Origin of the sequence: Novosphingobium sp. SG754, from assembly GCF_013149315.1 — a bacterium.
In the GTDB taxonomy this organism is placed as follows: Bacteria; Pseudomonadota; Alphaproteobacteria; order Sphingomonadales; family Sphingomonadaceae; genus Novosphingobium; species Novosphingobium capsulatum.
Map to the genome: position 1 here is coordinate 361934 of NZ_JABGCC010000001.1, position 12138 is coordinate 374071.

The window sequence follows — 12138 nt, forward strand, 5'->3', positions numbered from 1 at the left end:
CCGCCCAGCCTTGCGGCCAGACGGGGCCTGTCCTTCTCCTCCCCAACCTCGGGCCCATGCGGGCGGGGTTTTCCCCGCTTTTCCGCGTGTCTGCCGTGGGCCACCGGTCCAGTATGCCGGCAGCCCACGGAAGCCGGTTCAGCCTGCCGCGTGGCTGGCCAGGGCGGCCAGCAGCAGCAGGGCAACGATATTGGTGATCTTGATCATCGGGTTCACGGCCGGGCCAGCCGTGTCCTTGTAAGGATCGCCCACGGTGTCACCGGTCACCGCCGCCTTGTGCGCGTCGGAACCCTTGCCGCCGTAATGGCCATCCTCGATATACTTCTTGGCGTTGTCCCACGCCCCGCCGCCCGATGTCATCGACAGGGCCACGAACAGCCCGCCCACGATCACGCCCAGCAGTAGCGCGCCCAGCGCGGCAAAGGCATTGGCCTGCCCTGCCACCGCCATGATCACGAAATAGACCGCGATCGGCGCCAGCACCGGCAGCAGCGAGGGCAGGATCATCTCCTTGATCGCCGCCCGCGTGACCAGGTCCACCGTGCGGGCATAGTCCGGGCGGCTGGTGCCGGCCATGATGCCCGGATCGGCGGCGAACTGCTCGCGCACGTCCACCACCACGTCGCCAGCGGCGCGGCCCACGGCGGTCATCCCCATCGCGCCGAACAGATAGGGCAGCAGCGCGCCCAGCAGCAGCCCGACGATGACATAGGGGTTCTCCAGGCTGAAATCGACATTCAGATCCGGGAAGAACTCGCGCAGGTCAGTGGTATAGGCGGCAAACAGCACCAGGGCGGCAAGCCCGGCCGAACCGATGGCATAGCCCTTGGTGACGGCCTTGGTGGTGTTGCCCACCGCGTCGAGCGCATCGGTGCGTTCGCGCACGGTGTCTTCCAGGCCGGCCATTTCGGCAATGCCGCCGGCATTATCGGTTACCGGGCCATAGGCGTCGAGCGCCACGACCATGCCGGCCAGCGCCAGCATTGCCGTCGCGGCATAGGCAATGCCGATCAGTCCGGCGAGCTGATAGGCGACGATGATACCCGCGCAGATCACCAGCGTGGGCAGGGCCGTGGCTTCCAGGCTGACGGCCAGGCCCTGGATCACGTTGGTGCCGTGGCCGGTGACCGATGCCTTGGCGATCGATCGCACAGGGCGATAGCCGGTGCCGGTGTAGTATTCGGTGATCCAGATGATCAGCCCGGTGATCGCCAGGCCAACCAGCGCGCAATAGAACAGCGTGCGGCCGGTAAAGCCCTGGTCGCCGATCGGCGCTTCCATGCTGCCCAGCGCCGCTTGCGTGGCGAACCAGATCGCCGGGATCGACAGCAGGGCCGTGACCAGGAAGCCCTTGTACATCGCGCCCATGATGTTGTTGCTGCGACCGAGCTTGACGAAATAGGTGCCGATGATCGAGGTGACGATGCAGACCCCGCCGATCAGCAGGGGCAGCGACATCAGCGGCAGCAGCAGATCGCCCACGCCCTTGATCAGCAGCGCCGTCAGCACCATCGTGGCGCCCACGGTGACGACATAGGTTTCGAACAGGTCGGCGGCCATGCCGGCGCAATCGCCCACGTTGTCGCCCACGTTGTCGGCAATCACCGCCGGGTTGCGCGGATCATCCTCGGGGATGCCGGCTTCCACCTTGCCGACCAGATCGGCGCCCACGTCGGCCGCCTTGGTGAAGATGCCGCCGCCCAGCCGGGCAAAGATCGACACCAGCGAGGCGCCCAGCGCCAGCGTGGTGAGTGACGTGACCACGGTGCGATCGCCCGGTTCATAACCGGCCACGAACACCAGATACCAGAAGAAGCCCGCGATCGCGAGCAGGGCCAGGCCCGCCACCAGCATGCCGGTGATCGCCCCGGCGCGGAACGCCAGGGTAAGGCCTTGTTGCAGGCCGCTTTGCGCGGCAGCGGCGGTGCGCACGTTGGCCCGCACCGACACGTTCATGCCGATGAAGCCAGCCACGCCCGAAAGCACGGCCCCAATGACAAAGCCCAGCGCCGGCAGCGGGTGCAGCGTCATCGAAACGATGGCGGCCACGACCACGCCCACCAAGGCGATGGTGCCGTACTGGCGTTTGAGATAGGCCTGCGCCCCTTCCTGGATAGCGCCGGCAATGTCTTGCATTTTCTGGTTTCCGGCCGGGCTTCCCAGCACCTGACGGCTGGTAATGAAGCCATAAAGCACAGCCAGTAACCCCAACCCGATTGCGGTTACGACAAGGTTCACGATGGCATCCCCCTAACTTCCCGTGCCCCGGCTTGTCTTTTGCGTGCCAGGTACACCATGTCCCCGCACTTTGGCTGGGAACGAAATGGAAGCTAAATCATTTGCCGCCGCCCGCAAGCGGTATTGTGCCACCGAGCGGCTGTTGTGTGCTGCTAGGTTTCAGCCGCGGTGTTCATAGCCCAGCGGCCCTTGCGGGCAGGCGCCATCCAGCAGCAAGGGCATGGGGCCAGCGGTCCGCGCCTCGCCGATGCAGGTGGCCGGGCAGGGGGGCGTGGTGCCCGCTGGCAGGGTGAACAGCAGTTCGTAGTCATCACCCCATGACAGCGCCTCTTGCCGGCGGGCAGAGGGAAGGTCTGGCGGCACGGGGCAGGCGGCGCTGTCGATTGCCAGGGTCACGCCGCTGGCACGGGCCATGCGCGTCGCATCGAGCAGCAGCCCGTCCGACACGTCCATCATCGCGCCAACCAGGGGGGCCAGCGCCCGCCCTTCGGCCAGGCGCGGCACCGGGCGGGCAAAGCGCGTGGTATCGCGGCCAATGCGCCCCTCGCGCCCGTCACGCAGCGCCTCGAACCCCAGCATGGCATCGCCCAGGCTGCCGGTGACCCACAGCCTGTCGCCCACCTGTGCGCCGCTGCGCGTGGGCACCGGGCAATGCGTGGCGCGGCCCAGCGCAGTAAGGCCATGGGCCGCCGGGCCGACCCGCCGCACGGTGTCTCCGCCCAGCAGCGGCACGGCAAACGCCGCCAGCGCCTGCGCCAGCCCGGCCAGGAACCGCTCTTCGCCGCCGCCCAGGCCATAGCCCAGCAGCACGCCGAGCGGCGCCGCGCCCTTGGCCGCCAGATCGGACAGGTTGGTCGCCACCAGTTTCCACGCCACGTCGGCCGGGTCCTGGCCGGGCAGCCAGTGCACGCCTTCCACCATCATGTCGTGGGTGAGCACGAGATGCTCCCCGCCCAGCGCGATCACCGCCACGTCATCGTCCAGCCCGCGCGCGGCAGGGTCTGGCGCCAGGGCGCGCAATGCGGTGATGAAGGCTGCTTCGTCCATGGGTGCTGCGGTAGTGGCTGAAGCGTTGTTTGCAAGTAGCTTGACCCTGGCTGGCCACGCCGCCTAATCGATCGGTTGAAGAGGACCACGGCGACATGACCAACGCAGGACCACAGACCGCGCACGACCATGCTGCGCCGCCGCCTGATGCGGCCGCTGCACCGGGCGGCGCACGCGATCTGCTGCTGGCGGCGGCCTCTGCGGTGATGCGCGAGGGCGACCTGGTCGATATCTCGCTGTCCGAACTCTCGCTGCGCTCGGGCCTCAATTCGGCGCTGGTGAAGTATTACTTCGGCAACAAGGCCGGGCTGCTCACCGCTTTGCTCGATCGCGACATGGCCGAGATCGTCCGCTCGGTCGACGCCCTGGTGGCCAAGGGCGACATGGCCCCGCAGGACAAGCTGCGCCACCACATTTCCTGCTGCATCGATACCTATTACCGCTACCCCTATCTCAACCGCCTGCTCATGCGCCTGGTGCGCGATAGCGACGATGTCGAAGCGCGGCGTATCGCCGACAAGTACCTGCGCCCGCTTAGCCGCGCCTATGACCAGCTGATCGGCGAAGGGGTGAAAAGCGGGGTGTTCCGCCCGATCGATCCGCAGATGTTCTATTTCACCGTCAGCGGCGCGGCCGACCGGTTCTTTTCCGCACGGCTGGTGCTGCGCCACTGCTTTGGCCAGGATTCGTTGACCGAACAGCTGCGCGACCGCTATCGCGAACACACGGTTGATTTCATCATGGCAGGCATTCTTGCAGACTGAACGGGAAACCCAGGCGCCGGGCGCGCGCTGGCGCATCGGGGTGATCGGCGGCTCGGGGATCTATGATCTTTCGGTGCTGGACGATGTGCAGGAAATCGCGGTGCAATCGCCGTTTGGCGCGCCATCCGGGCCGGTTACGCTGGGGCGCATCGGCGGGCAGGAATTCGTGTTCCTGGCGCGCCACGGCGCCGGGCACCGGATTTCCCCCGAAGCCATCAACCACCGCGCCAACATCGACGTGATGAAGCGCTGCGGGGTGACCGACCTTGTCGCCATTTCCGCGATCGGCTCGCTGCGCGAAGAGCTGGCACCGGGCAGCTTCGTGGCGGTGGACCAGTTCATCGATCGCACCCATGGCCGCCCGCAAAGCTTTTTCGGGGAAGGGCTGGTGGCCCATGTCTCGCTCGCCGATCCGGTCTGTGCGCGCCTGTCGGGCCTTCTTGCCGATGCGGCCCAGGCCGCCGGGGCCAGCGTGCACCGGGGTGGCTGCTATCTGGCGATGCAGGGGCCGCAGTTTTCCACCCGCGCGGAAAGCCGCCTCTACCGCCAATGGGGTGCCGACGTGATCGGCATGACCGCGATGCCCGAGGCGCGCCTCGCGCGCGAGGCAGAGCTGCCCTATGCCCTGATCGGCATGGTCACCGATTACGATGCCTGGCGCGATGGCGATCATGTTGACGTTGCCCAGGTGCTGTCGGTGATGCGCGGCAATGCCGCAACGGCGAAGGCCACTGTCGTGGCGCTGGCCGGTCTTTTGCCGCAGCTGCGCACGCCCAGTCCGATCGACCGCGCGCTCGACGGCGCGATCATGACGGCGCCGGCGCAGCGCGATCCCGTGCTGGTCGCCAGGCTGGGTGCGGTGGCGGGCAGGGCGCTCAAGACATAGCCGACACGCGGCTGCGGTCTGTGATCCTGTTGCATCGCAGCGCGTATCGAAAGTTGCGCTGCGATAGCTTGTCTTGCACGATTGCAAGAGTTCATAGCGATTAAAGAGAAATATCGTTATTGCCATTGCCGCTGGTTTCCGTAGATACGAAACCATGCCCGGAACCCAGACCCGTCTTGCCGAATTCGTGCCTTATCGCATGGCCATCACCTCTGGTGCGGTGAGCCAGGCCATTGCCAACGAATATCGTATGCAATTCGGGCTCAAAATCTCGGAATGGCGGGTCATGGCGGTGCTCGGCGATGCCGGCCCGCTGACCCAGCGCGACCTGGTGCGCGCCACCCAGATGGACAAGGTTGCCGTCAACCGCGCGTGCAAGGTGCTGGAGGATCGCAACCTGCTGCAGCGCAGCCCCAATGTGGCCGATGGACGCTCCCACCATCTCGAACTTACCGCCGAAGGCCGCGCCATCCATGCCCAGATTTGGCCGCAAGCGCTTGAAATTTACGAGGAAATATTCTCCGCACTGACCCCGCGCGAAACGGAGAAGCTGCGTGCCCTGCTCGACAAGCTGCTGGGCGCGGTGCGGCGGTTCGAAGCGCGCGCCAAGTAACGTTCAAGACAAAAACCATACCAGAATAGAACCGGGATAATATCGTCGCAGCTGAAACAGGAGAGGTGAACATGAAACTGGCATCGTTGCCGCAGGGGCGCGATGGGCGCCTGATCGTGGTGTCCGACGATCTCGCCTGGTATGCCGACGCCGATCATGTGGTGCCGACGATGCAGCGGCTGCTGGACGAATGGCACCGCCACGCCGATCTTCTCGAAAGCCTGAGCATCGAACTCGCGCACGGGGCGATCCCGCGCAAACGCTTTCACGAACGCGAGGCGGCCGCGCCCCTGCCGCGTACGTTTCATTGGACCGATTCGGCCGATGCCCTGCGCCACCAGCCTGGCGACGGGCTGATGGGCGCGCGCGATCCGCTGCGCCGGCCCGGTGCCTCGGCGGTGGGCCTGGTGGCGATGACGGCCGATGTGCCGCAAGGCGCCAGCGCGGCCGAGGCCTTGGGCCGGGTGCGTCTGGTCGGCCTGGCCCACGCGGTTGCCGTGCAGAGCGCGCCAGGGGCCACGGGGCATTTCTCGCCGGTCTTCGTCACGCCCTCGGCGCTGGCGGAAGCGTGGGTGGATGGCGCGTTGGCCGTGCCGCTCAAGGTGACGCGGGGCAGCCACACCCAGGACGTGATCCTGCCGCCCACCCTGGGCGACACCATTGCCGGCCTTGCCGCCGAACGCGCGCTCGCCGCCGGAACCCTGGTCAGCCTGTCGGCGCCGCTGCCCGGCGATCCGCTGGGGCCGGGCGAAACCCTGCGCGTCGAAGCCCGCAACAGTGCCGGGCGCAGCCTGTTTGGTGCGATCGAGCAGGCCGTGCGCGTTCCTGCTTGAGGTTTGGCGGTACAGTGTCAGGCCCAGCACCACCCCCCGACCCCCTCCTCTAAAGAGGATGGGGAGTTAAAGCACTGACAATAAAAGCCCCCTCCTCTTCAGAGGAGGGGGTTTGGGGGTGGTGCGAAGCCCGGCACCAAGCCCCCCGCCCAAAGCCTTACGGCCCGGGCTTGCGATTGATGAACTGGTCGCTGATCGCGCAGGCCGCCGGGCCCAGGATGACGATGAACAGCGTGGGCAGGATGAACAGGATCAGCGGCACGGTCATGATCGCGGGCAGGCGGGCGGCCTTTTCCTCGGCGCGCATCATGCGTTCGTTGCGGAATTCGGCCGACAGCACGCGCAGGGCGGAGGCCAGCGGCGTACCATAGCGTTCGGTCTGGACCATGGTGGTAGTCACGCCCTTCACCGAATCGAGGTTCACGCGATAGGCAAGGTTTTCAAAGGCCTGGCGCCGTTCGGTGAGGAACGACAGCTCGATCGCGGTGAGTGCGAATTCATCGCCCAGCTCGGGATAGGCGCGGCCCAGCTCGCGCGCCACGCGGCCAAAGGCAGCGTCCACGGTAAGGCCGGCCTCGGCGCAGATCACCAGCAGGTCCAGCGCATCGGGCAGGCCCTTGCGGATGGCATGGGTGCGCTTGGACACCAGGTTGGCGATCCAGATATCGGGCGCCTTGTAGCCGAAGATGACCATGACCGCGAAACCCATGAAGCGCTTGAACGCGCCCCATTCGGGAAAGAACTGCAGCACATAGATCCACAGGATAGCGAGGCCGCCCAGCACGATCGGGCCGATCATGCGGCCAAAGATCACCGCGACGGCCCATTCCTTCTTGCGGATGCCGGCCTGGGCCAGCTTCTGCTGCACCACGGCCAACTGGCTGTCTTGCAGCACGCGCAGCTTTTCCAGCACGCCGCGGATCGTGTCGGTGGTCTGGTTGCGGCGCACGATCGAATGGCGCTTGCGCGCGGCCGAGTTGATGATCCCGGCCTTGAGCTGTTCGCGTCGCTCGCTCAGCGCCTTGACCCGCTTGGCCATGGGATCGCGTACGGTGATCGCGGCATAAATCGCCAGGATCATCGCCGCGGCCGCGATCATCAGCATGATCGAGCCGGCATGGACGACATTGATGCCAAGCAGCGTGGGTGCGGGGTTCGGTTGCATCAGCGCGTTCCTTGGCTCAGATCTCGAAGCTGACCATCTTGGCCATGATGAAGGCGCCCAGGCCCAGCCAGCACAGCCCGCCCAGGCCGGCGATGATCAGGCGCTCGTCGACGAAGAACTTGCCCATGTAGACCGGGTTGATCCAGTAGATCAGGGCAAAGACGATGAACGGCAGGGCGCCGACGATATAGGCCGAAGCCTTGGATTCCGAACTCATCGCCTTGATCTTGAGCTTCATCTGCGCACGCTTGCGCAGCACGTCAGCCAGGTTGGCGAGGGTTTCGGCCAGGTTGCCACCGGTTTCGCGCTGGATCGCCAGAGTAATGCAGAAAAAGCTGAACTCGGCCATGTCGAGGCGGTCGGCGGTATCCTGCAGCGCCTCTTCCATGGTCTTGCCCACCTTGATGCGGTCGGTCACCAGCTTGAATTCTTCCCCCACCGGGCCGGGCAGTTCGCTGGCGACGACGCCCAGCGTTTCGGTGATCGGCAGGCCAGAGCGCAGGCCGCGCACGAGCAGTTCCAGCGCATCGGGAAAGCGGGTGACAAAGGCGTTGGCGCGCTTGGTAATCGCGCGGTTCACCACCATGTGCGGCAGCCCCGCGCCGACCAGAACGCCGGCCGGTATCGCGAGAAGCAGCGAGCCAGACTTGAGGAAGATCAGCGCGGCGATCCCCAGCCCCAGGCCCAGCGAGGCATAGAGATATTGCGACAGGGTCCAGCCCTTGCCGGTGCGGTGCAGGCGCAGGGCCAGCGCCTCTGTGCGCGAGGCAGAGCCGGCAACGCGATAGGCGCGGGGCGTGCGCGAGGCGATCGCCTTGCGATACTGCGCTTCCACCTTGTCGACCGCGCTATCCGAATGGCGGAAGCGCACCTGTTGCAGGCGGCGTGCACCTTCCTTGCCGGCACTCGGCCCGCTGAACGCCGCCACGGCCAGCAGCAGCGCGATACCAAGCCCGCCAAAGAGCAAGATCAGCTGGGGATTGAGCATCGGGGAACCTGCCTACCTGAAGGAAACCGTAAACTGCATCGCGCGGTGACGGCGTGGCACGGGGCGTAAAGCGTCAGACCTGGCCAGCTTTAGACTGGGGCGCCAGTCTTGGCCTTGCCCTTTGCCGGCAACATCTTCTTGAGATCGAACTTGCCCAGGAGCGAGGTGGACTTGGCCTTGGGCTTGTCCGCCGGGCTGGCGTCGGTATCGGCGGCAAGGCTGGAAATGGCCTGCGCCACGTCCTTGATCGCCAGCGCCGCCTTGGTCGAGCGGTTGGCGCCGATGAACGTCTGCCCCAGCTTGGCGGCATTGGCCGCCGCCTTGGCATCGAACGGCACCTGGAAACCCAGCTTGCGCTCGATCGAGGATTCGAAATCGGCCCGGCTGATTTCGCCCACGCCCTGGTGCACCTTGTTGGCCACCACATAGACATGGGCGTGGCTGGCGTTGGACTTGAGCCAGGCCAGCAGGCGGATCGCATCGCGCGCGCCGGCCAGGGTCAATTCGGTGACCAGTGCCACCGCGTTCACATCGGCCAGCAAGTGCGGGAAGTTGATCAGCATGTTGCGCGGCATGTCGATCACGGTCATCTCGAACGCCTGGCGGAATTCCTCCTGCAACTGCACGAAGGCGCTGCCATCGGTCATCAGCGGCGCGGTGATCGGCGCTTCGGCCGAAAGGATCGCCAGGTTGTCGTTGGCCCGGATCATCGCGCGTTCGATGAACAGCCCGTCGATGCGGCTGGGGCTGTCGATCGCGTCGGTCAGGCCACGACCGGGCTCGAGATCGAGCGTGAGTGCGCCGGTGCCGAAGTGCACGTCAAGATCGAGCAGCGCGGTCGACAGCTTGAAATCGGCGCCAAACGACCAGGCCAGCGAAGTGGCGATGGTGGAGGCGCCGGCCCCGCCGCGGGTGCCGACAACCGCAGTGGTCACGTGGCGCTTGGCCGCGCTGCCATCCTGGTTCTTGGGCGCATTGAAGATCGCCTGCGCCTGGCTCAGCGCGTCGCGCACCTGGGCGACTGACAGCGGCTTGAGCAGGTAATCCTGGATGCCCGAAGCGATCAGATCGCGATAGAGCCGCACATCGTTGACCTGGCCCACCGCGATAACCACCGTGCCGGGTTCGCACACTTCGGCCAGGGCATTGATATCGTTGAGGGGATCGCCGCTTTCCGACAGATCGACCATCAGGATGGCCGGGCTGGCGGTGATCGAGAGCGATTGCACGGCATTGCGCAGGCCGCCGCGCGCGCATTTTTCCGGCGCCCAGCCCATGTCGGCCGCCACGGCGCGCGCCACGTCGAGCGCCGCATCGTCGCACAGGAATGCTGCGAACAGGTCGCGATTGCCGGATTTCCAGGGTGCGCTCATGTCAGTTGCTCGCCGCTGAAGTGGAGGTGGTGACCTTCTTGACGGTGGCGCCCCCCATGCCGGAGGGTGCATTGTCGCGGTAGGCCTGGATCGCCTTGTTCGAGGTCATCACCGTGGTGCGGCCGTCGTCAGACTGGCCATGCACCAGGTCTTCCTTGTTGGCCACCATCGCGGCCAGGTTGGAGTTGACCGCGCAGCCATAGTTGGTCGAGGTGGCGTTGTTGCCATTGCCATCGTTGTGGGTGGACCAATCCGGGCAACCCGGCACGGCAGCGGTGGTGCGCATGATTACCAGGCGCGCGATGCCCGGCGCCACGCTGCCAGCCGTGATCGGCGCGCCTTCGGCCAGGCTCATGCCGTGGCCGGCAAGCACCGACTGCACGGCATCGTGCGTGGCCGGATCGCGGGCGGGATCATCCAGCGCCACTTTGTCGCCATAGCCGAGATCAAGCGAGTCGAACCATCCGGCCATGCGGCGCTGTTCGCTGACCGACACGCCGCCACCGGGCAGCGTATTGATGTCCAGCGTATAGCTGGTGCGTTCGACCACCGGCTGATGCACGCTGTTGAGCGAGCGGTTGGTCGGCTGGCCGCCGACGCAGCCGGCGAGTGCCGTGGTGAGGGCGAGGGCCAGGGCCACAGGGCCGATGCGATTGCGCGTGGTGGACATGGTCTGGTTCCTTGTCGCGTAGGCGGTCACAGGTTGAAGCCGGGCTTGGTATCGGCCTTGGCCTGCTTGTTCTTTTCGGGCTGGGCGCCGCTGGCGTCGCCCACCTTAGGCGCCGGGCCGCCTTGCACGGTACCTTCGCGTTCGGTCGGCATCGGGCGACCTTCGCCCTTGGACGGTACGGTTTCCTGGTTGCCCAGCAGTTGCTGCACGGCATCGGCGGCGCGGAAGCCATCGGTGGGCAGCTTGATATCCTTGGCGTCCACCGGGTTGACCAGATACGGGGTAACCACGATCACCAGTTCGGTCTCGCCCTTCTTGAACGAGGTGGAGCGGAACAGCGAGCCCAGGATCGGCAGGTCGCCAGCGCCCGGCAGCTTGGTGATCGTGTTCTGGGCCGAATTGCTCAGCAGCCCGGCGATCATGAAGCTTTGTCCCGATCCCAGTTCCACCGTGGTTTCGGCGCGGCGCACCTTGAGCGCAGGGATGGAAAAGCCGCTGAGCGTGATCGCGCCGTCAGTGGTGAGTTCGGAGACTTCCGGCCGCACGCGCAGCGAGATGCGGCCATTGGCCAGTACGGTGGGCGTGTAGGACAGGCTCACACCATACTTCTTGTATTCGATGCTGGTGGTGCCCAGGCCCTGCGAAAGCGGGATGGGAAATTCGCCGCCGGCCAGGAATTCGGCCGTTTCACCCGACAGCGCGGTAAGGTTCGGCTCGGCCAGGGTGTTGGACAGGCCGATCGTTTCGCCCAGATCCAGCGCGCCCAGCACATCCATGCCAAACAGCTTGCCGTTGCCGACCAGGCGCGTGCCTGTCGTGGCCGAGTTGACCACCGTGGTCGTGGCATTCATCGCCACGTTGCCGCCAGCCAGTAGTGGCCCGCCGGCGACATACTGGGTGAACGCGTTGCCCTGGCCCACGCCGAACTTGAAGCCGCTGGTGGCATCGGCCGTGGCCCAGTTCATGCCGATCGCGCGGGTCAGCGTGCGGCTGACTTCGGCAATCCGCACCTGGAGCATGACCTGCAGGGGCGTGGCCATCTTGAGACGGCTGATCACCTGCATCTTTTCGCCCACGAAGGCCTTGACCAGGCGCTCGGCCTCGGCCGCATCTTCGGGGGCTCCCACCGTGCCGGTCAGCAGCACGGTGTTGTTCATCGTGGCAGTCTGCACCTTGGCGTCGGGCATGGCGAGGTGGAGCATCTGGTCGATGCTGTCGATATTCGTGCCTACGCGCACGTTGGCTGACCAGATCACGTTGCCCTTGGCGTCGCTGGCATAGACGGTGGTTTCGCCCGGGCCCTTGCCAAAGACATAGAGCTGGTTGGTCGATTTCACCTGCACGTCGGCGATCTTTTCATCGGCGACAAACACATCGGCCATGCGCGAGGGCAGGGTGATCAGTTCACCCCGGCCGAGGCCCACCGCGATGGCGCGGGCCGGGCTGGTGACGCTCTGCGCCTGGGCCGCAGGGGCCAAGGCAGCGACAGCAAGGGGCGCGGCAAGCGGCGCGACGACGATCATGGCGGTGCGCAGCGCGGAAACGAAGCGGTGGGACATGG

The 12138-nt window shown here is 66.1% G+C and carries 11 protein-coding genes; 4 read left to right on the top strand and 7 right to left on the bottom strand.

What is annotated here, in order from left to right; all coding sequences use genetic code 11:
- Positions 1-138: 138 nt before the first annotated feature.
- Complete coding sequence (locus FHW97_RS01595; RefSeq protein ID WP_171797819.1) at positions 139-2238, bottom strand: sodium-translocating pyrophosphatase; 2100 nt, start codon at positions 2236-2238, stop codon at positions 139-141.
- A gap of 159 nt (positions 2239-2397) precedes the next feature.
- On the bottom strand, positions 2398-3285 hold the full coding sequence (gene thiL / locus FHW97_RS01600) for a thiamine-phosphate kinase (RefSeq protein WP_171797820.1): 888 nt from the start codon (positions 3283-3285) through the stop codon (positions 2398-2400).
- A 95-nt stretch (positions 3286-3380) separates the two neighbouring features.
- On the opposite strand from thiL, the gene FHW97_RS01605 reads away from it, so the two are divergent.
- From FHW97_RS01605 to FHW97_RS01620, 4 genes are all read left to right on the top strand, one after another.
- Positions 3381-4049 carry a TetR family transcriptional regulator gene (locus FHW97_RS01605; protein WP_171797821.1) on the top strand — a complete coding sequence of 223 codons (669 nt, stop codon included), beginning with the start codon at positions 3381-3383 and terminating at the stop codon, positions 4047-4049.
- Complete coding sequence (mtnP, locus tag FHW97_RS01610) at positions 4039-4935, top strand: S-methyl-5'-thioadenosine phosphorylase (RefSeq protein ID WP_216647599.1); 897 nt, start codon at positions 4039-4041, stop codon at positions 4933-4935. The genes FHW97_RS01605 and mtnP overlap by 11 nt, the downstream gene beginning before the upstream one ends.
- Before the next feature lie 154 nt (positions 4936-5089).
- Positions 5090-5548 (top strand): MarR family winged helix-turn-helix transcriptional regulator, encoded by a 459-nt coding sequence (locus FHW97_RS01615; RefSeq protein WP_022674476.1) that lies wholly within the window; start codon positions 5090-5092, stop codon positions 5546-5548.
- Between the two features lie 71 nt (positions 5549-5619).
- Positions 5620-6381: a hypothetical protein gene (locus FHW97_RS01620; protein ID WP_062786068.1), complete on the top strand. Its 762-nt coding sequence runs from the start codon at positions 5620-5622 to the stop codon at positions 6379-6381.
- 157 nt (positions 6382-6538) lie between these two features.
- On the opposite strand, the gene FHW97_RS01625 is transcribed toward FHW97_RS01620, so the two are convergent.
- The 5 genes from FHW97_RS01625 to FHW97_RS01645 all read right to left on the bottom strand — a co-directional run bounded on the left by FHW97_RS01625 (position 6539) and on the right by FHW97_RS01645 (position 12136).
- Positions 6539-7546 (bottom strand): type II secretion system F family protein, encoded by a 1008-nt coding sequence (locus tag FHW97_RS01625; protein ID WP_171797822.1) that lies wholly within the window; start codon positions 7544-7546, stop codon positions 6539-6541.
- Positions 7547-7562: 16 nt separating this feature from the next.
- Positions 7563-8534 (bottom strand): type II secretion system F family protein, encoded by a 972-nt coding sequence (locus tag FHW97_RS01630; RefSeq protein ID WP_022675892.1) that lies wholly within the window; start codon positions 8532-8534, stop codon positions 7563-7565.
- A gap of 89 nt (positions 8535-8623) precedes the next feature.
- A complete protein-coding gene (locus FHW97_RS01635) occupies positions 8624-9907 on the bottom strand; it encodes a Flp pilus assembly protein ATPase CpaE (protein ID WP_022675893.1) in 1284 nt (427 codons plus the stop codon).
- 1 nt (position 9908) lies between these two features.
- Positions 9909-10577: a CpaD family pilus assembly protein gene (locus FHW97_RS01640; protein ID WP_171797823.1), complete on the bottom strand. Its 669-nt coding sequence runs from the start codon at positions 10575-10577 to the stop codon at positions 9909-9911.
- Positions 10578-10603: 26 nt separating this feature from the next.
- A complete protein-coding gene (locus FHW97_RS01645) occupies positions 10604-12136 on the bottom strand; it encodes a type II and III secretion system protein family protein (RefSeq protein WP_370525291.1) in 1533 nt (510 codons plus the stop codon).
- Positions 12137-12138: the final 2 nt, after the last annotated feature.